General features: G+C 73.1%; 19 protein-coding genes. 11 read left to right on the top strand and 8 right to left on the bottom strand.

Annotation, left to right across the window (positions count from 1 at the left end; all coding sequences use genetic code 11):
- The first annotated feature begins 49 nt into the window (after positions 1–49).
- Together Scani_RS20390 and Scani_RS20385 are read left to right on the top strand one after the other, a co-directional pair.
- Positions 50–832, top strand: coding sequence for an SDR family oxidoreductase (locus tag Scani_RS20390; RefSeq protein WP_159478427.1), 783 nt, complete (start codon positions 50–52; stop codon positions 830–832).
- Positions 833–955: 123 nt separating this feature from the next.
- A complete protein-coding gene (locus tag Scani_RS20385; RefSeq protein WP_159478424.1) occupies positions 956–2,113 on the top strand; it encodes an acetyl-CoA C-acetyltransferase in 1,158 nt (385 codons plus the stop codon).
- Between the two features lie 52 nt (positions 2,114–2,165).
- On the opposite strand, the gene Scani_RS20380 is transcribed toward Scani_RS20385, so the two are convergent.
- Genes Scani_RS20380 through Scani_RS20365 form a run of 4 tightly spaced genes read right to left on the bottom strand, consistent with a single transcriptional unit; the run spans position 2,166 to position 5,580 of the window.
- Positions 2,166–3,224, bottom strand: a complete 1,059-nt coding sequence (locus tag Scani_RS20380; RefSeq protein WP_159478421.1) for an NAD(P)H-dependent flavin oxidoreductase — start codon at positions 3,222–3,224, stop codon at positions 2,166–2,168.
- The gene (locus Scani_RS20375; protein WP_159478418.1) at positions 3,221–3,967 is read right to left on the bottom strand and encodes a CoA-transferase subunit beta; all 747 of its coding nucleotides are present in this window, start codon (positions 3,965–3,967) and stop codon (positions 3,221–3,223) included. Before Scani_RS20375 ends, Scani_RS20380 begins: the two co-directional genes overlap by 4 nt.
- Positions 3,964–4,803: a CoA transferase subunit A gene (locus tag Scani_RS20370; protein ID WP_159478415.1), complete on the bottom strand. Its 840-nt coding sequence runs from the start codon at positions 4,801–4,803 to the stop codon at positions 3,964–3,966. The genes Scani_RS20375 and Scani_RS20370 overlap by 4 nt, the downstream gene beginning before the upstream one ends.
- 3 nt (positions 4,804–4,806) lie before the next feature.
- The gene (locus tag Scani_RS20365; protein WP_159478412.1) at positions 4,807–5,580 is read right to left on the bottom strand and encodes an enoyl-CoA hydratase family protein; all 774 of its coding nucleotides are present in this window, start codon (positions 5,578–5,580) and stop codon (positions 4,807–4,809) included.
- 82 nt (positions 5,581–5,662) lie between these two features.
- Here Scani_RS20365 and Scani_RS20360 point away from each other — a divergent pair, with 82 nt between their 5' ends.
- Both Scani_RS20360 and Scani_RS20355 read left to right on the top strand, forming a co-directional pair.
- Positions 5,663–6,469, top strand: coding sequence for an SDR family oxidoreductase (locus Scani_RS20360; protein ID WP_159478409.1), 807 nt, complete (start codon positions 5,663–5,665; stop codon positions 6,467–6,469).
- A 24-nt stretch (positions 6,470–6,493) separates the two neighbouring features.
- Positions 6,494–7,411, top strand: coding sequence for an SDR family oxidoreductase (locus Scani_RS20355; RefSeq protein ID WP_159478407.1), 918 nt, complete (start codon positions 6,494–6,496; stop codon positions 7,409–7,411).
- Positions 7,412–7,548: 137 nt separating this feature from the next.
- On the opposite strand, the gene Scani_RS20350 is transcribed toward Scani_RS20355, so the two are convergent.
- Together Scani_RS20350 and Scani_RS20345 are read right to left on the bottom strand one after the other, a co-directional pair.
- Entirely contained in the window at positions 7,549–8,988 is a 1,440-nt protein-coding gene (locus Scani_RS20350) for an MFS transporter (protein WP_159478404.1), read from the bottom strand.
- 174 nt (positions 8,989–9,162) lie between these two features.
- The gene (locus Scani_RS20345) at positions 9,163–9,951 is read right to left on the bottom strand and encodes a uracil-DNA glycosylase (RefSeq protein ID WP_159478401.1); all 789 of its coding nucleotides are present in this window, start codon (positions 9,949–9,951) and stop codon (positions 9,163–9,165) included.
- A gap of 155 nt (positions 9,952–10,106) precedes the next feature.
- Here Scani_RS20345 and Scani_RS20340 point away from each other — a divergent pair, with 155 nt between their 5' ends.
- The 6 genes from Scani_RS20340 to Scani_RS20315 all read left to right on the top strand — a co-directional run bounded on the left by Scani_RS20340 (position 10,107) and on the right by Scani_RS20315 (position 15,931).
- On the top strand, positions 10,107–11,273 hold the full coding sequence (locus tag Scani_RS20340; RefSeq protein ID WP_159478398.1) for an NAD(P)/FAD-dependent oxidoreductase: 1,167 nt from the start codon (positions 10,107–10,109) through the stop codon (positions 11,271–11,273).
- Between the two features lie 166 nt (positions 11,274–11,439).
- Entirely contained in the window at positions 11,440–11,760 is a 321-nt protein-coding gene (locus Scani_RS20335) for a (2Fe-2S)-binding protein (RefSeq protein WP_159478395.1), read from the top strand.
- Positions 11,741–13,135, top strand: coding sequence for an FAD-dependent oxidoreductase (locus Scani_RS20330; RefSeq protein WP_159478392.1), 1,395 nt, complete (start codon positions 11,741–11,743; stop codon positions 13,133–13,135). The genes Scani_RS20335 and Scani_RS20330 overlap by 20 nt, the downstream gene beginning before the upstream one ends.
- Positions 13,136–13,209: 74 nt before the next feature.
- A complete protein-coding gene (locus Scani_RS20325) occupies positions 13,210–14,106 on the top strand; it encodes a dihydrodipicolinate synthase family protein (protein WP_159478389.1) in 897 nt (298 codons plus the stop codon).
- Positions 14,107–14,118: 12 nt separating this feature from the next.
- A complete protein-coding gene (locus Scani_RS20320) occupies positions 14,119–15,120 on the top strand; it encodes a proline racemase family protein (protein ID WP_159478386.1) in 1,002 nt (333 codons plus the stop codon).
- A 94-nt stretch (positions 15,121–15,214) separates the two neighbouring features.
- Complete coding sequence (locus Scani_RS20315) at positions 15,215–15,931, top strand: GntR family transcriptional regulator (RefSeq protein WP_159478383.1); 717 nt, start codon at positions 15,215–15,217, stop codon at positions 15,929–15,931.
- Between the two features lie 13 nt (positions 15,932–15,944).
- Here the strand turns inward: Scani_RS20315 and Scani_RS20310 are convergent, their stop codons facing one another.
- Positions 15,945–17,333: an aminopeptidase P family protein gene (locus Scani_RS20310; RefSeq protein ID WP_174872731.1), complete on the bottom strand. Its 1,389-nt coding sequence runs from the start codon at positions 17,331–17,333 to the stop codon at positions 15,945–15,947.
- 136 nt (positions 17,334–17,469) lie between these two features.
- Between Scani_RS20310 and Scani_RS20305 the strand changes: the two genes are divergently transcribed.
- On the top strand, positions 17,470–19,815 hold the full coding sequence (locus Scani_RS20305; RefSeq protein ID WP_246296043.1) for a collagenase: 2,346 nt from the start codon (positions 17,470–17,472) through the stop codon (positions 19,813–19,815).
- A 95-nt stretch (positions 19,816–19,910) separates the two neighbouring features.
- Here Scani_RS20305 and Scani_RS20300 read toward each other — a convergent pair whose 3' ends face one another.
- Positions 19,911–22,313, bottom strand: coding sequence for a glycoside hydrolase family 65 protein (locus tag Scani_RS20300; protein ID WP_159482252.1), 2,403 nt, complete (start codon positions 22,311–22,313; stop codon positions 19,911–19,913).
- Positions 22,314–22,330: the final 17 nt, after the last annotated feature.

Here is a 22,330-nt window from a genome sequence, read left to right as displayed (position 1 = left end):
AGCCTGCGCCCGGGACCCGCAGGAGGCTGCGGGAAGAGGAGGCTCACGCATGACACCGCCGCCCTATGTGCCCGGCCACCACCTGCTCGACGGCCGGACCGCCGTCGTCACCGCGGCCGCCGGAGCCGGTATCGGCGGTGCCACCGCCCGCAGATTCCTGGAGGAGGGCGCCCGGGTGCTCCTCGGCGACGCCCACGCACGCCGTCTCACGGCCACCGCCGAGGCGCTCGCCGAGGAGTTCGGCGCCGGCAAGGTGGCGTCGCTGCCCTGCGACGTCACCGACGAGAACCAGGTCAACGCCCTGCTGGACACGGCGGAAGAGCGCCATGGCCGCCTCGACATCGTGGTCAACAACGCCGGGCTCGGCGGCACCGCCGATCTCGTCGAGATGACCGACACCCAGTGGGACACGGTCCTCGACGTGACCCTGAACGGCACCTTCCGCTGCACCCGCGCCGCCCTGCGCCGGATGAAGGCCGCCGGCCGCGGCGGCGTGATCGTCAACAATGCCTCGGTCGTCGGCTGGCGTGCCCAGCGCGGCCAGGCCCACTACGCCGCGGCCAAGGCCGGGGTGATGGCGCTGACCCGGTGCGCCGCCGTGGAGGCCGCCGAGTACGGCGTACGCGTCAACGCGGTCTCGCCCAGCCTCGCGATGCACCCGCACCTGGCCAAGGTGACCACGCCCGAACTGCTGGCGGAGCTCACCGGGCGGGAGGCGTTCGGCCGTGGCGCCGAACCCTGGGAGGTCGCCAATGTCATCGTCTTCCTGGCCGGCGACTACGCCTCGTACATGACCGGGGAAACGGTGTCCGTCAGCTCCCAGCGCGCCTGAGGCGCGGCGGGCCGGGCGCCGCGCGGCCCCGGGGAGACCGCCTGCCGGAACCCGCCGGGGGGCGGCCGGCACCGCCTTGCGGAACCGGCCCCCACCTCCGCAGAATCTGACCAAGGAGACTCCATGTCCGAGGCCTATATCGTCGAGGCGGTCCGCACCCCGGTGGGCAAGAAGGGCGGCGGTCTGTCGGCCGTCCACCCCGCCGACCTGGGCGCCCATGTGCTGACGGCGCTGATGGCGCGCAGCGGCGCCGATCCCGCCGCCGTCGAGGACGTCGTCTTCGGCTGTCTGGACACGGTGGGCCCGCAGGCCGGGGACATCGCCCGGACCTGCTGGCTCGCCGCCGGGCTGCCCGAGGAGGTGCCCGGTGTCACCGTCGACCGTCAGTGCGGCTCCTCGCAGCAGGCCGTGCACTTCGCCGCGCAGGCAGTGCTCTCCGGCACCCAGGACCTGGTGGTCGCGGGCGGTGTGCAGAACATGTCGCAGATCCCGATCGCCTTCGCCAGCAGGCAGGCCGCCGCCCCGCTGGGACTGACCGACGGCCCGTTCGCCGGCTCGGCGGGCTGGCGCGCCCGCTACGGCGAGGCGCCCGTCAACCAGTTCCACGGTGCCGAGCTCATCGCCGACAAGTGGCACATCTCCCGTACGGACATGGAGGAGTTCGCGCTCCGTTCGCACCAGCGGGCCGTCCGCGCCCTCGACGAGGGCCGCTTCGACCGGGAGACCGTCCCCTTCCGGGACGTCACCACCGACGAGGGCCCGCGCCGGCACACCTCGCGGGAGAAGATGGCCCGGCTGGCGCCGGTCGTCGAGGGCGGCCGGCTGACGGCGGCGGTCTCCTCGCAGGTCTCCGACGGCGCGGCCGCCCTGCTCCTCGCCTCCGAGCGGGCGGTGGCCGACCACGGCCTCACGCCGCGCGCCCGCATCCACCATCTGTCGGTACGCGGGGAGGACCCGATCCGGATGCTGTCCGCTCCGATCCCGGCGACGGCGTACGCGCTGAAGAAGGCCGGGATGTCCCTCGGCGACATCGATCTGGTGGAGATCAATGAGGCGTTCGCCCCCGTGGTGCTGGCCTGGCTGCAGGAGACCGGCGCCGACCCGGAGCGGGTCAATGTCAACGGCGGCGCCATCGCGCTCGGCCATCCGCTGGGCGCGACCGGCGTCCGGCTGATGACGACGCTGCTGCACGAACTGGAGCGCACCGGTGGCCGGTTCGGGCTGCAGACCATGTGCGAGGGCGGCGGCCAGGCCAATGTCACGATCATCGAGCGGCTCTGACCGCCGGCCCCTGCCCGGCCCGCCCCGGCCCGCCGGTCGTCCGGCGGGCCGCTCAGCGGGGCAGCGCGCCCAGTGTCGCGTGTGCGTCGGCCATGATCCGGTCGACGAGTTCGGCGCAGGACGGCAGGTCCTCGAGCACACCGGCGACCTGGCCGGAGGCCATCACCCCGAGGTCGGTACGGCCGTCCACCATGGACGCCTTCAGCAGCATCGGGGTGTTGGCGGCGAGCAGGACCTGGCCCCAGGTGAGGTCCCTGCCGTGCTTCATCGCCAGGCCGTCACGCACCAGCTGCGCCCAGCTCAGGCCGGCCAGCTTCCGGAACGAGGCGGCCCGGCGGACCGCCGTGAGCAGCGTGCCGGCGCGCCCGGACCGCTCCAGCGACTCGACCAGTTCGCTGCGCAGCATCCGGTGCGGCAGACCGTCCACCTTCGTGGTGACGGTGATGTCCGTGACGCCCGCCGCCAGATAGCGGTCCTGTACGGCCCGGGGCACGGTGCTGTCCGTCGTCAGCAGGAAGCGGGTGCCCATGGCGATACCGGCCGCGCCGTAGGCGAGCGCCGCGACCAGACCCCGGCCGTCGAAGAAGCCGCCCGCGGCGACGACCGGGATGTCGACCGCGTCCACGATCTGCGGGAGCAGCACGCTCGTGGCGACGTTCCCGGTGTGGCCGCCGCCCTCCCCGCCCTGGACGAGGACCGCGTCCGCGCCCCAGGCCGCGACCTTCTCGGCATGGCGGCGGGCGCCGACGGACGGGATCACGACGACCCCCGCGTCCTTGAGCCGGGCGATCAGCTCACGGGAGGGGGCCAGCGCGAACGAGGCGACCCGTACGCCCTCCTCCACGAGGACGCGTACCCGCTCGCCCGCGTCTCCCGCGTCCGCGCGGAGGTTGACCCCGAAGGGCGCCTGGGTGCGGGAGGCGACCTCGCGGACCGCCGCGCGCAGTTGCCCGACGGTCATCGTGGCCGAGGCGAGGATGCCCAGGGCGCCCGCCTCGGCCGCGGCCGAGACCAGCCGGGGCCCCGCCACCCACCCCATGCCGGTCTGGACGAGGGGATGGCGCACCCCGACGAGCTCGGTCAGCGGCGTCTCGATCCGCACCTCCGTCATACCGCCGGCACCTCGCGCTCGCGCAGCCCGTCCGGGTCGATGACGGTACGGATCAGCCGTAGTTCGGTGGCGGTGGGCTCCCGCGTGCGGGGCACCTCGTCGGGGAGCACGAGCGGGAAGCCGGTGGCCTCCTGGACCTCCTCGACCGTCACGCCCGGGTGCACCGAGGCGAGCCGCATGGCGTGGTCCGCGGTCTCGAAGTCGAGGACACCGAGGTCGGAGACGACACGCGGAATGCGGTGGAAACGGGTCGCGGACGGCCCGGCGGCGGCCGCGCTGTCGTATCCGACCCCGCTGACCATGTCGACCCGGGGGACGAAGACCCGCTTCGAGTGCTTCGGCACCCAGTAACTGACCGGATTGTTCAGGGTGTTGACCGGGGCGCCGCGGACACCGAGGAGCTGGCGCGCGGGCTGCTGCCAGTCGCCGATGCAGGAGATGTTCTGGTTGCCGAAGCGGTCGAGCTGGCTCGCGCCCATCATCACATGGCGCCGCCCACCGGTGACCATGGTGAGGTGCTGACGGTAGGGCAGCCAGCCCTCGACCGCCCCGTCGAGCCCGACGATCATGGCCTCGCCGTCGGTGAGCAGCAGATCCGGGGAGAAGGTGCGCTTGGCGAGCCGGGCGCCGATCGACGGGATCAGGCCCATCGGGCTGGCGAGCACCTCGCCGCCGTCGAGCCAGGCATCTGCACACGCGATCGCGCAGTACTCGGCGCGGGTCGTCGTACTCGTGGGCTTCACTGCTGCTCCTCGTGCCAGGACTCGACCGCGGACCGGTACGCCTTCTCGTCCCCGGACAGGAACCGCTCGGCGAACTGCGGCCAGGGCGTGGTCGCGTACAGCTTCTGGAAGGGCTCGTCGCGCCCGTAGTCGGGGGCGCAGGAGGTGAAGTGCGCGCCGTTCGGGGCCTCGACGACTCCGGTGACCGCATGCCGCTTGACCAGGAGGGTCTGCGGGACGGCCGTGGCGAAGTCGTCCACGAGCCGCTCGCAGGAGACGTAGGCGCTGTCCGCGGCCTCGCAGAACAGATCGTCGAAGTACGGGTCGGGGCCCAGGTACTGGCCGTTTCCGAGCCGGTCGGCGCGGTGCAGATGGACCAGCGCCGCGTCCATCCGCAGGGCCGGCATCGCCACGAAGGTCTCGCCGTCCTCGTAGGGCGAAGTGACGGTCTTCAGGCCGGGGTTGACACGCATCACGTCCGAGCCGAGGCCGGCCCGTACCGGCAGGAACGGCAGCCGGTTGGCGGCGGCGTGCAGCCCCCACATGAACATCGCCTCGTCGACCTCCCTCAGCTCGAACGCGCCGCGCTGCCGGGCCGCGCGGAAGTGCGGTTCGAGGGGGATCGAATCGAGGGTCGCGAACGCCGCGACCAGGGTGCGGATCCGGCCGGCGGCGGCGAGCAGCCCGACATCGGGACCGCCGTACGAGATCACCGTCAGATCGGTGATGTCGGAGCGGAGCAGCGCCCGCACCAGCGCCATCGGTTTACGGCGCGACCCCCAGCCGCCGATGCCGAGGGTCATGCCGCTGCGCAGCCGGGAGACGACGTCCTCGGGTGTCATGGTCTTGTCGGTCACGGATCAGCCTTCCTTCGTCGGTGTGGCGCCCGGCGCACCGAAGGTGTCGCGGACGCGGTCGGCGACTCCGCTGAGGTTCGCCTCGAAGGTGAAGCCCTGCTCGAAGCGGTAGCTGCGCCGTACGTCGACGGGGTCGATGCCGTTGAGGGCGGCCTTAGCAAGCCGGAGGAGGAATCCGTCCTTGCGCGCGATCTCCCGCGCCACCTCCCGGGCGGCGGCGGGCAGTTCCGCACGCGGGACGACCTGCCAGACGGAGCCGTGCGCCTGCAGTTCGGCGGCGGTGACGGTGCGGGAGGTGTAGTAGAGCGAGCGCAGCAGGTGCTGGGGGACCAGCCGGGCGAGATGGGTGGCCGCGCCGAGCGCGCCGCGGTCCAGCTCCGGCAGCCCGAACGTGGCGTCGTCACCGGCCACGATCACGTCCGCGTTGCCGACGAGGCCGATGCCGCCGCCCAGACAGAAGCCGTGTACGGCCGCGACGACGGGCACTTCGCACTCGTAGACCGCCGAGAACGCCGCCGCGCAGCCGCGGTTGGCGCCGAGCAGGGCCTCGTGCCCGCCGGTCGTGGTGTCCCGCTGCAGTTCCTTGATGTCGACCCCCGCGTTGAAGCCGCGGCCGGTCGCGGCGAGGACGACGCAGCGGACGGCGGGGTCGCGGCCGGCCGCGCGCACGGCGTCGGCGAGGTCGTACCAGCCCTGTACGGGCAGGGCGTTGACCGGAGGGTAGTCGGCGGTGACGACGGCGATGCCCTGGTCCGGCTCGGAGGTGGAGACACCCATGAGCAGATCAGCTACCTTTCCACCAAGCGTTTGTTAGGTAGCGAAGTTAGCAGCGGACGGTGCGCTGCGGGAGGGGTGTCCGTTGAGCCTGGCTCTCGATCTGTCCGGGCGGCTGGCCGTCGTCACCGGTGGCACCCGGGGCGTCGGCGCCGGCATCGCCCGCGCCTTCCTGCAGGCAGGAGCCGAGGTGGTGGTCTGCGCGCGACGGCCGCCGGACACCCCCGTCGAGGCGGCCGGCCGCCGTGCGCACTTCCGCCCCCTCGACCTGCGCGACCCGGCCGCCGTCCGCGCCTTCTTCGCACGACTCGCCGCCGAACACGGACGGTTGGACTGCCTGGTGAACAACGCCGGCGGCACGCCGTACCGGCTGCTCGGGCAGACGGACGCCGAACGGCACGCCCGGGTCGTCGAACTCAACCTCCTCGCGCCGCTGACCGCCTCGCTCGCCGCGTACGAGGTGATGCGGGACCGGCCGGCCGGCGGCTCGGTCATCATGATCGGCAGCGTCAGCGGCACCCGCCCCTCGCCCGGCACCGCCGCCTACGGCGCGGCCAAGGCGGGCCTGGACCACCTCGCCCGCTCCATGGCCGTCGAATGGGCGCCCCGGGTCCGGGTCAACACCCTCGTCCTCGGCATGGTGCGCACCGAACTCACCGCCCTGCACTACGGCGACGAGGCGGGCGTCGCGGCCGTCGGCGCCACCGTCCCGCTCGGCCGGCTCGCCGAACCCGCCGAGATCGGCGACGCCTGCGTCTTCCTCGCCTCCGACCGCGCCGCGTATCTGACCGGCGCGAGCCTGCTCGTCCACGGCGGCGGCGAGCGGCCCGCCTTCCTCGAGGCCGCCACCGTCAACCATCCCGCCCCGCCCGACGCGACGAAGGACACCTGACGTGACCGGAACAGGAGAACGGACATGACCGGCACCGGAATCTGCACGGGACGCGTGGCCGTGGTCACCGGAGCCGGCCGCGGCCTCGGCCGCGCCCATGCCCTGGCCCTCGCCGCCGAAGGCGCGCGGGTGGTGGTGAACGACCTCGGCGTGGCCGCCGACGGGGCCGGCGCCTCGCCCGGACCGGCCCAGCAGGTCGCCGACGAGATCCGCGCCCGCGGCGGCCGGGCCGTCGCGCACACCGGCGACATCACCACCACCGACGGCGCCGCCTCGCTCGTCGCCACCGCCCTCGACGCCTTCGGCCGCCTCGACGCCCTCGTCAACAACGCCGGATTCCTGCGCGACCGGATGCTCGTCAACCTCGGTGAGGACGACTGGGACGCCGTCATCCGCGTCCACCTCAAGGGCCACTTCCTGCCGCTGCGGCACGCCGCGGCCCACTGGCGGGCCGAGGCCAAGGCCGGCCGGACGCCCGATGCCCGGATCGTCAACACCAGTTCGGGCGCCGGACTGCTCGGCAGCGTCGGCCAGGGCAACTACGCCGCCGCCAAGGCCGGCATCCTCGGCCTCACCCTCGTCGCCGCCGCCGAACTGGCCCCCTACGGCGTGCAGATCAACGCCATCGCGCCGGCCGCTCGTACCCGGATGACCGAGCGGACCTTCGCCGGGACGATGGCGGCGCCCGCCGCGGGCGAGTTCGACGCGATGGCTCCCGAGAACGTCTCCCCGCTGGTGGTCTGGCTGTCCTCCGCCGACAGCGCCGGGGTCACCGGCCGGGTCTTCGAGGCCGAGGCGGGCCGGATCACCGTGATGGAGGGCTGGCGCCCCGGCCCCACCGCGGACAAGAAGAGCCGCTGGACACCGGCCGAGGCGGGGCGGACCGCCCGCGACCTGCTGGCCGCCGCCGGGACCCCACAGCCGGTGTACGGGGCGCGGTGACACGTTCCGTCATGGGCGCGGAGCGGGCGCCGGCGAGGGGCCTGCCATGTTCCGGGACGGGCGTCGCCGATGGCCCGCCATGGTCCCGGAGCGAGCGCCACCGAGGGGGCCCGGCCGCCGGCTCTGTGCGAGGGCCCTCAGCCGGGGACCGTGGCACGCTTTCGCGCACGCAGCCGTGGTGCGGAGACCGCGAACAGCCCGAGGGCACCGAGGAAGGCCAGCACCGAAGTGCCGCGCAGGACCGCCTCGATGGCGGGGCCGTCGGCGGCCGCGGTCGACGGCGAGCCGCTGACGACCTCCAGCACCGTCGCCGCGACCGCCACGCTCACCGCACCGAACAGCACCAGCGACGTCAGTACCAGCCCCGATGCCGCGCCCGCCCGCTCCGCGGGTACATGTGCCTGCGTGGCCACGTTCGTCAGCGCCCACCCCAGCCCGATGCCCACCCCGCAGACGGCGAAGACCACCGTGTACCAGCCCAGGGGCTTCACCCAGGTCAGCACCAGCAGTCCGGTACCGCTGGTGAGCATGCCGCAGGCCATCAACCGCTCGGCGCGCCAGCGCAGGGCCAGCCGCCCGGCCCAGTAACTGGCCGCGCCGACCCCGCAGGAGAGCGCCAGGAAGATGAACCCGGCGTGAGCGGGCGACAGCCCCCGCGCCTGCTGCAGATAGAGCGCCGAGAGCACCGCGACCAGGCAATACACCACATTCGAGAGGGAGCCCGCGAGGGTGATCACAACGAACTTCGCGTTGCGGAAGAGCGAAAGGTCGATCAACGGCTCCGGTCTCCGCCGCTCCACCGCCACGAACAGCACGAGGAGGGCGACACCGACGGCGGCGGTGGCCACGGTGGGTGCGGAGGCCCACCCCCAGCCCTGTCCCTGGTCCACGGCGAGCATCAGACACGTCAGGCCGAGGGCGACGGTCGCCGCCCCGGGCAGGTCGAGATGGCGGGTCGCCCGCTCGTCCCGGGTCTCGGGGACGAACCGCAGCACCAGCAGCGCGGCGGCCAGACACACCGGCACATTGATCAGGAACACCGCACGCCAGCTGACGTGTTCGGCGAACACGCCGCCCACGAACGGACCCAGCGCGGTGCCGAGGGAACCGAACGCCAGCACCGTGCTGACCGCCCGCCCCTGCCGGTCGTCCCGGAAGTAACTGGTCACCACCGCCACCGAAACGGGAAAGATCAAGGCCGCGCCGGTCCCTTGCACCACCCGCGCGGCAACGAGCCAGGGCGCGTTCTGCGCGGCACTGCACACCACGGACAGGGCGGCGAACACGCACAGGCCGATCACGATGACCCGTCGCCGCCCGTGCAGATCGGCGGCCCGGCCACCCACGATCATCAACGCGCCGACGGCCACCATGTATCCGCTGACCAGCCACTGGAGGTCGGTCGAGGAGGTATGGAAGTCCCTGGCGATGACCGGGAGCATCAGATCGAGCGCGAACCAGTCCATCTGCACGATGAGGATGGACAGTGCGGCAGCGACGATCACCGCCCGGTCCCGGTGCGAGAAGGAGCCGCCCGAAGCGGTCTTCCCGACCCGGTCCGCCACGCGATGGCGCACGAGCACTCCTCGGCCGTATGCGGTCACCAACCGGTCTGCGCAGCCGTCTCGTCCCAGGATAGAAGTCGGCGTGCGGGGCCGCATGGCGGCGTCCCGGCGGTCCCCGGGGGTGTGACGCGGGGCGTATCCGTGGTCCCCGGGCCTCTCCGCGGCTTCCGGTGCACCGGCCGGACGTCAGCCTTGTCCCGGACGCCCCAGCCCCGCGAGTCCGGCGGCGCGGGCGAGCAGTTCGACGAGCATGTCGAAGGTGAGCCGGCCGGTGAAGGTGTTGCGCTGGCTGGGGTGGTAGCTCCCGAGCACGTTCAGTTCCCGCAGCTGCCCGGCGGCGGGCAGGGTCAGCCGCACCCCGTGACCGAACGCGGGCCGGGGGCGGGGGAGCGGCCACCCGGTCTCGCCCAGGACGGGCAGCAGCGCCTGCCAGCCGAACGTGCCCAGCACCACGACCGTACGCAGGCCGGGGGCGAGGAGTGCGAGCTCCGCCGAGAGCCAGGGCCGGCAGGTGCGGCGCTCGGCGGGCGTGGGCTTGTTCTCCGGCGGGGCGCAGTGGACCGGTGCGGTGACCCGCACTCCGTACAGCTCCAGCCCGTCGCCCGGGTGGGTCGCCGTGGGCTGGGAGGCGAGACCGACCGCATGGAGGGCGGCGAACAGGAAGTCGCCGGAGGCGTCCCCGGTGAACATCCGGCCGGTGCGATTGCCGCCGTGCGCGGCAGGCGCCAGCCCGACGACGGCCAGCGCCGCATCAGCCGGCCCGAACCCCGGAACCGGCCGCGCCCAGTACTCCTGGTCCCGGAACGCCGCACGCGGATGCGCCGCGGTCTCCTCCCGCCACTCCACCAGCCGGGGACAGGCCCGGCAGCGGACCACCTGCGCATCGAGCTCCGCGAGCTCGCCGCACCGCCCCGCATGAAAGGCGGGAAAGGCACTGTCGCCCGGTTCCGGCCCCGCCGCCCCGCTCTCGTTCATCCCTCCAGGCTAGGCCGTCTCCGCGGCATCCCGGGGGATCGGTTCGCGCGGGGAGAGAGCCTGCCGGCCGCAGGAACCTGCCGGTGCCTTGCCGCGGAAGCACACCAAGTCCCCTTTTCGGAGCCTGTGTTGTGTGACATATTACTGACGTGCCCATGAGACACGGACAGCTCTCGGATGCTCCGGATGTGGTCGTCGTCGGGGCCGGAGTGGTCGGCGCCGCCTGCGCCTACTACGCCGGCCGGTCCGGCCTCTCCGTCGCCGTCGTCGACCGCGGGCCCGTCGCGGGCGGCACCACCGGCGCCGGGGAGGGGAATCTGCTCGTCTCCGACAAGGAACCGGGTCCCGAACTCGACCTCGCACTGCTCTCCACCCGGCTGTGGCGCGAACTCGCCGCCGAACTCCCGCCGGAGATCGAGTACGAGACGAAGGGCGGGCTGGTCGTCGCCTCCGACGAGCCCGGCATGACGGCGCTGCGCGCCTTTTGCGCGGCGCAAGAGAAGGCGGGCGTGCGGAGCGACTGCCTCCCCGCCGACCGGCTGCGGGACGCCGAACCGCATCTGGCGCCCGGTCTCGCCGGCGGCGTCCTCTACCCGCAGGACGCCCAGGTCCAACCCGCCCTGGCCGCCGCCCATCTGCTGCGCGCCTCCGGCGCCCGGCTGCACCTGGGGGCGGAGGTCACGGCCGTACTGCGGGGCCCCGGCGGCGCCGTACGGGGCGTGCGCACCCCGCAGGGCGATCTGCTCGCTCCCGCGGTGGTGAACGCCACCGGCACCTGGGCCGGCCGGCTGGCCGCGCTCGCGGGGGTGACCGTCCCCGTCCTGCCCCGTCGTGGCTGCGTCCTGGTCACCGAGCCGCTGCCGCGTGTCGTACGCCGCAAGGTCTACGCCGCGGACTATGTCGCCGATGTGGCCAGCGGATCGGCCGCGCTGCAGACCTCCGCCGTCGTCGAGGGCACCCCGGCGGGGCCGGTCCTGATCGGAGCCAGCCGTGAACGCATCGGCTTCGACCGCACGCTCTCGGTCGAGGTGCTGCGCCGGCTCGCCGCCCAGGCGGCGGCCCTGTTCCCCGTATTGGCGGGCGTCCGGGTGATGCGCACGTACCAGGGATTCCGCCCCTACCTCCCGGACCACCTCCCCGCGATCGGCCCCGACCCACGCCTCCCCGGCCTGCTGCACGCCTGCGGTCACGAGGGCGCGGGCATCGGCCTCGCCCCGGCCACCGGGCGGCTGATCGCGGCCGCGCTGACCGGTGCGCCGGGCCCGCTGGACGCACGGCCGTTCCGCCCGGAGCGGTTCGCCGACGGGGCGGGGGAGGGGTGAGCAGGGCCGGGCCGGCGGGGGCGGACGGCGCCGAGGCGGACGGGGACGAGCCGCCGGGAGCCGGACCGGCCGACGGTCCCAGGCGCCGCCCCCGGCTCCGGCAGCGTCGCCCGCTCCACCCACTCCACCCGCTCACCCACTCACCCGCACCGAGAGGAGCCCGCGGATGACCCCGCGCCGTACCCCCGCCGACCTCGTACGGGCCGTACCAGGACCGGCCTTCGAGATCAGCCTCGACGGGCGGCCGCTGACCGCGCTGCCCGGTCAGAGCGTCGCCGCCGCGCTCTGGGCGGCCGGTGTGCTCTCCTGGCGGACCACTCGGCGCGAGGGCCGGCCGCGCGGGGCCTTCTGCGGGATCGGCTCGTGCTTCGACTGTCTGGCGACCATCAACGGGCGGCCCAACCAGCGGGCCTGTCTGGTGCCCGCCCGGCCCGGGGACGCGATCACCACCCAGGAGGGACACGGGCGTGCCGAACTCGGTGTCTGACCTCCACGACCTCGTCGTCATCGGCGCGGGCCCGGCCGGGCTCGCCGCCACCGTCACGGCCGCCGCCTTCGGGCTGCGGGTGGCGCTCGTCGACGCGGCGGCCCGTCCCGGCGGACAGTTCTACCGGCAGCCGGCCCCCGGCCTGGGCGCCGCCCACCCCGAGGCGCTGCATCACTCCTGGCGCGCCTTCACCCGGCGCACCGCGCGGCTGGGCGAGCAGCTCGCCGCGGGCCGGGTGAGCCACTTCGCCGCCCACCATGTCTGGGCCGTCACCCGGGACCCGGACCACTGGACCGTGCACGCGGTCACCGGCCCCGACGGCGCGCAGGGCCGGTCCGAGGTGACCGCACGCAAGGTGCTCCTCGCCACCGGCGCACACGAACGCCAACTGCCCTTTCCCGGCTGGACATTGCCCGGCGTGGTGGGCGCGGGAGGTGCGCAGGCCATGCTGAAGGCGGGATTGGTGCTGCCGGGGCGGCGGATCGTGGTCGCCGGCAGCGGGCCGCTGCTGCTCGCCGTCGCCGGCTCGCTCGCCGCGGCCGGTGCCACGGTGCCGGTCGTCGCCGAGGCGGGCGGCTACGCCGGATACGCCCGCGCCCCGCGCACGCTGGCCGCCAACCCCGGCAAGCTCGCCGAAGCGGCCGGTCACGGGGCCGCCCTGCTCCGGTACGGCGTACGCATCCGTACCCGCAGTGCGGTCACCGCCGTGCACGGCACCGAGCGGGTGGAGGCCGTCACCCTGACCCGGCTCGACCGGGACTGGCGGCCGGTGTCCGGAACCGGCCGGCGCATCCCGTGCGAGGCGCTCGCCGTCGGGCACGGGCTCGTACCGCAACTGGAGTTGGCCACCGCACTGGGCTGCGGCACCCACCGGGGCCCGGACGGCGCCTGGGCGCTGACGCTCGACGGCCGGCAGCGGACCACGGTCGACGGGGTCTGGGCGGCCGGTGAGGCCGGAGGCGTGGGCGGGGCCGAACTCGCCTTCGCCGAAGGAGAGCTGGCGGCTCACGACATCGCGCATCGGGCCGCCCCCGGTGCGCTGCGGCGCCGCCGTGACCGGTTGCGCCGGTTCGCCCGGGTCATGGCCGTCGCCCACGCCCCGCGCCCCGGCTGGACCGGCTGGCTGGGCGAGGACACCGAGGTCTGCCGTTGCGAGGAGGTCACGGCCGGGCGGATCCGGGAAGCCGTCGCCGGGCTCGGCGCCCGCGACACCCGTACCGTCAAACTGCTCACCCGCGCCGGAATGGGCTGGTGCCAGGGGCGGATGTGCGGGTCCGCGGTGGCCCGCCTCGCGGGGGAGGCCGGGCCCGCGGCCGACCGCAGACCCCTTGCCTGTCCCGTCGTCCTCGGGGAACTCGCCTGCGAACACGACTAGTTCGCCTCCGGGCGACCTTGGCAAGCCCCTGGGACAGTCAGTAAAATGTCACACCTCATAGAAGGAGACTTCGTATGGTCACGCGCACCCGCCCCTGGCACGGCATCATGGTTGCCACCACCCTCCCCTTCCGTGACGACCTCTCCGTCGACTACGACGCCTACGCCGCCCAGGTCGCCCGGCTCCTCGCCGCGGGCTGCGACGGCGTCGTCCCCAACGGCTCCCTCGGCGAGTACCAGACGCTCACCGACGACGAACGCGCCCGTGTCGTCCGGACCGCCGTGGAGGCCGCCGGTGACGGCGACCGGGTGATGCCCGGTGTCGCCGCCTACGGCAGTGCCGCATCGCGCCGCTGGGCCGAGCAGGCCGCCGATGCGGGAGCCGGTTCCGTCCTGCTGCTGCCGCCCAACGCCTACCGTGCCGAACCGGCCTCGGTCCGCGCCCACTTCGCCGAGGTGGCCTCGGTCGGCCTGCCCGTCGTCGCCTACAACAACCCCTTCGACACCAAGGTCGACCTCACCCCGGCCCTCCTCGCCGAGCTGCACGCCGACGGCAGCATCGTCGCCGTCAAGGAGTTCAGCGGCGATGTCCGCAGGGCCTACGAGATCGCCGAAGTCGCCCCGGAACTGGACCTGTTGATCGGTGCCGACGACGTCCTGCTCGAACTCGCCCTCGCCGGGGCCGTCGGCTGGATCGCCGGCTTCCCGAACGCCCTGCCCACGGCGTGCGGCACCCTCTACCGGGCCGCCGTCGCCGGTGACCTCGACACCGCGCTGCCCCTCTACCGGGCACTGCACCCGCTGCTGCGCTGGGACTCCCGGCCCGAGTTCGTGCAGGCGATCAAGCTCGCCATGGACCTCGCCGGCCACCATGGCGGCCCGACCCGCCCGCCCCGCTCGCCGCTCGGCGACGAACACTCGGCCGTGGTCCGCGCCGCCACCGGGAAGCTCCTCGCCGACGGCCACCACTGAGAGGGAGCCCCCATGCGCACCCGCCATGTCTTTCACGCCGTCGACTCCCACACCGAGGGCATGCCCACCCGTGTCATCACCGGCGGCGTCGGCACTCTCCCCGGCGCCACCATGGCCGAGCGACGGATGTACTTCGCCGAGCACCGCGACGCCGTCCGTACCCTGCTGATGTACGAACCGCGCGGCCATGCCGCCATGAGCGGGGCGATCCTCCAGCCCCCGACGCGCCCCGACGCCGACTACGGTGTCCTGTTCATCGAGGTCTCCGGCTATCTGCCGATGTGCGGACACGGCACCATGGGCGTGGCCACCGTCCTCGTCGAAACCGGCATGGTGGAGGTCCGTGAACCGGTGACCACAGTGCGGCTCGACACTCCCGCCGGGCTGGTCACCGCAGAGGTGGTGGTGAAGGACGGGGCGGCCACGGCCGTCACCCTCACCAATGTGCCCGCCTTCTGCGCCGGACTCGACCGCAAGATCGCCGTCCCCGGTTACGGCACGCTCGGCTACGACCTGGCCTACGGCGGCAACTTCTACGCGATCCTGCCGCTGGAGAGCGTCGGCCTGCCCTTCGACCGGGCCCGCAAGAACGACATCCTCGCCGCCGGACTCGCCCTCATGGACGCGGTGAACGCCACCGACCGGCCCGTCCACCCCGAGGACGAGCGGATCGGCGGCCTCAAGCACGTCTACTTCGCCGCGCCGGGGTCGGACGCCACCCGCTCCCGGCATGCGATGGCCATCCACCCCGGATGGTTCGACCGTTCACCGTGCGGTACGGGCACCTCGGCGCGGATGGCACAACTGCACGCCCGCGGCGCACTGCCCCTCCACCAGGACTTCGTCAACGAGTCGTTCATCGGAACGGAGTTCACCGGCCGCCTCGTCGCCGACACCGAGGTCGGATCGCTCCCGGCCGTCGTCCCCACGGTCACCGGCCGGGCCTGGGTGACCGGCACCGCGCAGTACTTCCTCGACCCGTCCGATCCGTTCCCCGCGGGGTTCGTGCTGTGACCCGCGGCCGTGCGGCCGACTGCCGTCCGCCACCAGGGAGTTTGCGCAACGTGACATTGTACGCTGGCACTCCGCGTCAATTCGGAGGACCACGATGGGCGAACTCAAGCACCGCAGCCTGATCACCGCGCAGGAGCGGCTCCGCGATCAGGTGGCCCATCAACTGCGCGCGGCCCTGATCGCGGGCGAACTGCGCCCGGGGTCGGTCTACTCGGCCCCGGGCCTCGCCGCCGACTTCGGTGTCTCCGCCACCCCGGTGCGCGAGGCGATGCTCGACCTGGCCCGCGAGGGGCTGGTCGAGCCGGTCCGCAACAAGGGCTTCCGGATCACCGAGGTGAGCGAGCGCGACCTCGACCAGTACACCGAGATCCGCGCCCTGATCGAGGTCCCGGTCGTCGGCCAGGTCACCCGCACCGCCGACCGTGCCCAACTGGAGGCCCTCCGCCCGGCCGCCCTGGAGATCGTCGCCGCGGCCCGCGCGCACGACCTCATCGGCTACCTGGAGGCCGACCGCCGCTTCCATCTCGAACTGCTCGGCCTGAGCGGCAACGACCGCCTTGTCGAGACGGTCGGTGATCTGCGCAAGCGCTCCCGGCTGTATGGCCTCACCCGCCTCGACGAACGCAACCAACTGCTGCCCTCCGCCGAGGAGCACGGGGAGCTGCTCGACGTGATGCTGACGGGCGATGCCGAGGCGGCCGAGGCCTGTATGGCCCGCCACCTCGGCCATGTCCGCTCGCTGTGGGCCCAGGGCCGCGACGAACCGCTGGTACCGAGGCCGCAGCACGCGCCGGTCGCCCGCCGGGGCTGACCGGCCGGGCGGGTCAGGTCCGTCCGGCGAGCAGTGATTCCATCCACTCCTCCACCCCGTCGGCGGTGCGCGGCAGCGCCGACGACATCAGCCGGGCGCCGTCCGAGGTGATCACCAGATCGTCCTCGATCCGGACCCCCATACCGCGCAGTTCCGGTGGCAGGGTCTCGTCGTCGGGCTGGAGATAGAGCCCCGGTTCGACCGTCAGGACCTGCCCCTCCGTCAGGACACCGTCCAGATACTGGTCCGCGCGGGCCCGGCCGCAGTCATGCACGTCGAGGCCGAGCATGTGGCCCGAACTGCACAGCGTGTAGCGCCGGTACAGGCCGCTGTCGTCGGCGAGCGCCTCCTTCGCCGGGCGGGGCAGGACCCCCCAGTCGGCGAGTCCCTCGGCCAGGACGCCCGTACAGGCCCGGTGGAAGTCGCGGAAACTCGCCCCCGGTTCGAGGGCGGCGATGCCCGCGTCCTGTGCGGCGAGCACCAGCTCGTACACCCGGCGCTGGACGGGGGAGAAGCGCCCGGACAGCGGCAGGGTGCGGGTGACATCGGCGGTGTAGAGCGTGTCGGTCTCCACGCCCGCGTCCAGCAGCAGCAACCGGCCGGGTTCGAGCGGCCCGTCGTTGCGGGTCCAGTGGAGCACGCAGGCATGAGCGCCGGCGGCGGCGATGGTCTCGTACCCCGTGCCGTTGCCCTCGGCGCGGGCGCGCTGCTGGAAGGCCCCTTCGACCCAGCGTTCGCCGCGCGGGTGGCGCAGGGCGGCGGGCAGGGCGCGGACCACGTCCTCGAAGCCGGTGGTGGTGTGATCGACGGCCTGTTGGAGCTGGGCCACTTCCCAGTCGTCCTTCACCAAGCGCAACTCGCTCAGTGCGCAGGCGAGTTCGGCGTCCCGGGCGGCGTCCCGGCCGGGCCGGCGGTGGTGGTCGAGGTCGTCCAGGTGCGCGCAGCGCAGACCGGTGAGCCGCTCGGCCTCGGCCAGATCGGGGCGGCGGCCGACCCAGAACTCGCCGTAGCGGCGGTCCCGGTAGAACGCGCCGCCCTCGTCCCGTGGCGACCGCGGCCGCAGGTACAGCACCGCCTCGCCATCCGGTTCCAGCACCAGGACATGCCCCGGCTGGTCCTCGCCGGTGAGCCCGGTCAGCCAGGCGTAGGCGCTGTGCGGACGGAAGCGGTGATCGCAGTCATGGCTGCGGACCTTCAACTCGCCCGCGGGAACGAGCAGTCGTTCGCCGGGGAAGCGCGCGGCGAGCCGGGCGCGGCGGCCGGCGAACCGCGCGAAGCCCGGAACACGGGTGTCGTCGGGGAGCGGAGTGCCGGCCCACCCGCCGGTCATGAAGGAGGCGAGGGCGGCCGACACCGGCAAGTCGTGGCTACCGGTGTGGAGTTGGGGGGCACGCGAGGTCAAGGAATACCTCCGGTAAAGAAAGTTACCTGAAGCCTTGTCAGTGCAATTTCACATTACTATGTTACGGGTCACACCTCGTGGAGTGAAGGCCATTGCCTCGACCCCCACAACCCCCCACCCCCTCTCGGAGGTTCAGGTGTCCCATCCGCGTATCCCGCGCAGAATCCTGCTGGCCGCGATCCTCGCCACCACCCTCGCCCTGCCGGCCGTCCAGGCCGCGCAGGCGGCACCCCACACGTCGGCCACCTCGCAGCGGACCCGGGCAGCGCAGCCCGGACACCGGCCCGCCGCCCCCACCACCGCCAACCCCTTCGACCAGGCCCAACGCCTCGCCACGGCCCCGAAGTTCGTCGCCGCGCCGGCGCCGGCGCCACGCGCCCTCGTCGAGAGAGGCCACATACCCGGCCCGCAGACCAAGCCCGCCGACGCGCCGCACGGGCCGAGACCCGCCGTCGCCCCCTGCACCCTCGACGGCATCACCGGCCTGGGCCCCGAGCAGTTCGCGGACTTCCTCGCGGACCCCGCGGTCACGGCCGACGACTGTCTGCGCACCCTCGTCTGGACCTGGGACCCCCGGCTCGTCCCCGTCATGTCCGACGCGCACGTCCAGGCGGTGGCCCGTCGCATCACCGGCCTCGCCGCCGCCCATGACGGCAAGAACACCAGCCACCTGTACGAGATGTTCACGTATTTGCACGCGGTGGCCTACCAGGACTTCTCGCACGACGAGATCGACACCACCGACGCCCCCACCGTCGACGCCGTGCGCCGCGCCGTCGAGGCCTTCGGCACCGCGGCCCGCACCTTCGACGTCACCCGGACCAACGCCGACACCCTGCGCGAGGCCCTGTACGCCGCCAGCGCCCCGGGCCTGCGGCAGCACCAACTCGACCTGGTCCAGAAGGTTCTGGCCACCCTGGACCCGGCCCACCCCGCCACGTACCGGGACCCGGCATGGGGCAACGCCGCCCTCGCCGCGCTCTCCGTCAACTACCTGGGCGTCTACCCCGGCAACAAGGACACCGCCTTCCAGTACGCGGTCGCCGCCGACCCCGCCTACCGCGCCGCCTTCAAGGCGTTCGCCGGATACACCCACCTCAAGGCCACCCCCAACGCCTGGGCCGCCCGCGACGCGCTCGGGGAGTACGGGCGCTTCGGCCAGATCGCCTCCCTCAAGAAGGCCATCGTCACCGACCTCGGCACCGCCCTCCTCCCCACCACCGTGCGTAACTTCGGTGAGGGCAGCGCCCCCTGGGCCAAGGTCGCCGGCTGGCTCATCTTCTTCGACGCCTGCAAGCCGTACGCGGTGTGCAAGGAGGACATCGAGAAGCGGATCTTCCCGCGGACCTACTCCTACGACAACGGCGCCATCAAGGTCCGCACCGCCCTCGACCGCGCCGTCGTCGACCAGCTCTACTATGCGTCGAAGCAGGTCAGGGCCCAGTTCCACCGGGTGCTGGGGACCTGGGAACCCCTGGCCGGCGACCCCAACACCACCCTCACCATCGTCCTGTACGCCTCACGCGCCGACTACGAGGTCTACCACCCGCTGCTCACCGGCATGGACACCAACAACGGCGGCGTCTACATCGAGCAGGGCGCGACCTTCTACACCTACCAGCGGCGCGTCCCCCAGGACTCCAGCCTCACCCTCGAAGAGCTCTTCCGGCACGAGTACGTCCACTACCTCAACGGCCGCTTCGCCGTACCCGGCTTCTTCGGCGAGGGCCCCTGGTACGAGGGCGACCGCACCACCGCCATGGACGAGGGCAGCGCCGAGTTCTTCGACGGCTCGACCCGGGACAACGGCATCGCCGTCCGCCGGTCGCTCGTCCGCGACATCATCGCGGACACCTCGGGCGGCAAACCCCGCATGTCCGTCAACGAGTTCCTGCACGCGACGTACGACCACGACGGCTTCCGCTTCTACTCCTACGCCGGGACGTTCTTCGAGTTCCTGTGGCGCGACCACCCCGCGAAGCTCCAGGAGATGTACCGGTACCTGCGCGCGGACGACCCGGCCGCATTCGATTCCTGGCGCAACCGCATGGGCTCCGACACGGGGCTCCAGCAGCAGTACGACGCCTTCCTCGACGCACAGATCGCCCACGTCAATGACCTGTTCGTGCCGGACACGAAGTTCACGCCCAACGGTTCCCTGAAGCTCGCCACCCCCGCCGAGGTCCAGAGCGCGTTCGCCGCCGCCACCGCCAACACGCCCGTCTGCAAGGACGACGGCGATCCGGGCAACGGCCGGTTCACCTGCACCGGACGGATCACCGCCAATCTCGGCAACTCCGGCGACCCCGGCCAGGTCTTCAAGGACATGTCCGAAACCGTCGACTACTTCATCCTCGACCGCTCCGGCCCCGCCGCGAACAACTTCACCGATATGAACTGCTCCTTCGGCCCGACCGACATCTGGTCCTCGGGCCGCGCCGGCAGCGCGGACTTCCGCTGTGAGGGCCCGCTGCGGCGGTGAGCCGGCCGCCGTCCCCGGCAGTCGCACGGCCCGTCGTCCGGCGGACGGGCCGTGCGACTGCCGGGGCGTGTCCGGCAGGCCGCGGGGGGCGCCGCTCAGTCGCCGGGCAGATCGAGCCGGCGCGAGGTACCGGGCGCGAGGGAGAACGAGCGGTCGCGCAGCCTGACCCGCACCGCGGCGTTCTCCGAGGCGGGCACCGCGATCCGTACCTGCTCGGCGCGGATGCGCAGATCGATGTCCCAGTGGCGCCGGAAGCGGATGCGGACCCCGAACTTCGAGAGCTCGGGCAGCGGCGCCGGGTCGAGCCACAGCGCCTGGTCGCGGGTCTCCAGGCCGGTCATCCCGCGCTGGACGAAGTCCAGGGTGCCGGCCATCGCGCCCAGGTGGATGCCCTCCGCCGTGGTGCCGCCCTGGACATCCGCCACGTCCCCGACCAGCGCCTCCTCGCAGAACGTCCAGGCGTCGGGACGGTGGACACGGGCCAGCACCCAGGCATGGACCAGGGCGCTGAGGGTGGAGCCGTGGCTCGTGCGGTGCAGGTAGTAGTCGACGGTGGCGTGCCAGATGTCGTCGTCGAGGGGATGGCCGAGCCGGCGGAACACCGAGGCGAGCTCCGACGGCGAGAAGAGGTAGCCCAGCATCAGCACATCGGCCTGTTTGGAGGCCTGGTAGCGGTTGACCGTATCGCCCTCCGCCTCCAGGATCCGGTCCAGCCTGCGGATGTCGCCGTAGCGCTGCCGGTAGCCGTGCCAGTCGAGCTCGTCGAGGTCCCCGTATCCGGCGAACTGGCTGATCACTCCGCGGTGGTAGGGCACATGGAGCCGGTGCGCGATGTCCTCCCAGCGCTCGGGCTCCTCCGGATCGAGCTGGAGGCGTTCGCACAACTGCCGCTGATGGGGCTCGGGCAGCGTGCGACAGAGATCGAGGGCCCGCATCAGCACCCAGGCCGCCGTGACGTTGGTGTAGGTGTTGTCGTCCACTCCCGGTTCGGCGGCGTCCGGATAGCCGTCGTGGTACTCGTCGGGACCGACCACCCCACGGATGCGGTACCGGCCCAGCCCGGCGTCCCAGACCGCGGACGCGGCCCAGAAGCGGGCGATCTGCAACAGCATCTCCGCGCCCCTGGTCTGCACGAACTCCGTGTCGCCGCTGGCCTGTCCGTACTGCCACACGTTGTAGGCGATCGCCGATCCGACGTGGTGCTGGAGCCGGGAACGGTCGGGCAGCCAGTGCCCCGAGCGTGGGTTGAGGTGGAGCTGCTGGGTCTCCTCCCGGCCGTCGCCGGCGCTCTGCCACGGGTACATCGCACCGGTGCGGCCCGCCTCCCGCGCCGCATGGCAGGCGGCGGGCAGCCGCCGGTAGCGGTAGTCGAGCAGCGCCCGGGAGACCTGCGGCAGGTGCAGGTTCAAGAACGGCAGCACGAACAGCTCGTCCCAGAAGACGTGCCCGCGGTACGCCTCGCCGTGCAGACCCCGCGCCGGCACCCCGACATCCAGCTCGGCGGTGTGCGGCGAGAGGGTCTGCAGGACGTGGAAGAGGTGCAGCCGCAGGATGCCGCCCGCCTCTCCGGGGACCTCCAGCTTGGCCTGCCGCCACAGGTTCTCCCAGGCGCGGCGGTGCGACGCCCGCAACTGCCGGAAGTGCGGGGCGAGAGCCACACAGTCCACGGCCGCATGCCGCGGGCTCTCGATCGCCGGGTCGCGGGAGGTGAACAGCGCCACCGTCTTCTCGACGACCGCCGGGGAGTCGGGGACCACGGGCAGCACCAGGGAGTGGAACGCCCCCAGTGAGCCGAGCTGCGGCATGGGGGGCCCGCCCCGTCCGGAGGAGGCGCGGGTCCGCGAGGCCAGCGCGATCCGGATGTCCGAGTCGAGGGTGCGGCAGCTCAGCCACACCGTGTCCGTCCGCTCGGCCCCGGTCTCCCACCCCGTCAGATGCTGGTCCGCCAGCTCGCGGTAGCGCGCCACGCCGGCATTGCGCACCGCACCGTCGATCCCGGACTCCACCTCCACCGTGCCCGTCCACCCGTGGGACGCGAAGCAGGTGCGCAGCGCGGCCAGATGGGGCTCTCCCATGTGCACCAGACGGCACTGCTCCACGGTCAGCCGCCGGCCGGCCTCGTCCTCGTAGACCGACCAGCGGGTCAGTGTGCCGTGCCGCAGGTCCAGGGTCTGCCGGTGCTCCGCCAGTTGCGGATGGTCGGGGGAGAGCCAGGGGCCGGGGGCCGCGTCGGCCGGGCAGATCCGGTAGCGCAGCGGAAGCCAGTTGGGCAGGTTGACCATGTCCTCGTTCTCCACCGGGCGGCCGCCCACGGTGGAGGTGAGCCGGTTGTAGCAGCCGGCGGCGTAGGTGCCCGGGTAGTGGGTGGGCCCGGCCGGCAGCTCGGACGCCGCGCCGCGGGTGGCGAAGTAGCCGTTGCCGAGCGTGCAGAGGGTCTCCCGCAGCCGCTCCGTCTCCGGGTCGTACCCCTCGTACGACCAGGCCCAGGGGTGCGTCATCCGCCCGCCCCTGCCGT

The sequence above is a fragment of the Streptomyces caniferus genome (assembly GCF_009811555.1).
Taxonomy (GTDB): Bacteria; Actinomycetota; Actinomycetes; order Streptomycetales; family Streptomycetaceae; genus Streptomyces; species Streptomyces caniferus.
Note: the sequence above shows the minus strand (reverse complement) of the source record. Positions and strands in the feature narration are given on the sequence as shown.

What these genes read in the sequence shown, in the direction of transcription:
- Scani_RS20300 (WP_159482252.1), bottom strand. Translation starts at nt 22,313, where the DNA reads ATGACGCACCCCTGGGCCTGGTCGTACGAGGGGTACGACCCGGAGACG.
- Scani_RS20365 (WP_159478412.1), bottom strand. Translation starts at nt 5,580, where the DNA reads ATGGGTGTCTCCACCTCCGAGCCGGACCAGGGCATCGCCGTCGTCACC.
- Scani_RS20315 (WP_159478383.1), top strand. Translation starts at nt 15,215, where the DNA reads ATGGGCGAACTCAAGCACCGCAGCCTGATCACCGCGCAGGAGCGGCTC.
- Scani_RS20335 (WP_159478395.1), top strand. Translation starts at nt 11,440, where the DNA reads ATGACCCCGCGCCGTACCCCCGCCGACCTCGTACGGGCCGTACCAGGA.
- Scani_RS20385 (WP_159478424.1), top strand. Translation starts at nt 956, where the DNA reads ATGTCCGAGGCCTATATCGTCGAGGCGGTCCGCACCCCGGTGGGCAAG.
- Scani_RS20390 (WP_159478427.1), top strand. Translation starts at nt 50, where the DNA reads ATGACACCGCCGCCCTATGTGCCCGGCCACCACCTGCTCGACGGCCGG.
- Scani_RS20325 (WP_159478389.1), top strand. Translation starts at nt 13,210, where the DNA reads ATGGTCACGCGCACCCGCCCCTGGCACGGCATCATGGTTGCCACCACC.
- Scani_RS20340 (WP_159478398.1), top strand. Translation starts at nt 10,107, where the DNA reads ATGAGACACGGACAGCTCTCGGATGCTCCGGATGTGGTCGTCGTCGGG.
- Scani_RS20320 (WP_159478386.1), top strand. Translation starts at nt 14,119, where the DNA reads ATGCGCACCCGCCATGTCTTTCACGCCGTCGACTCCCACACCGAGGGC.
- Scani_RS20345 (WP_159478401.1), bottom strand. Translation starts at nt 9,951, where the DNA reads ATGAACGAGAGCGGGGCGGCGGGGCCGGAACCGGGCGACAGTGCCTTT.
- Scani_RS20355 (WP_159478407.1), top strand. Translation starts at nt 6,494, where the DNA reads ATGACCGGCACCGGAATCTGCACGGGACGCGTGGCCGTGGTCACCGGA.
- Scani_RS20380 (WP_159478421.1), bottom strand. Translation starts at nt 3,224, where the DNA reads ATGACGGAGGTGCGGATCGAGACGCCGCTGACCGAGCTCGTCGGGGTG.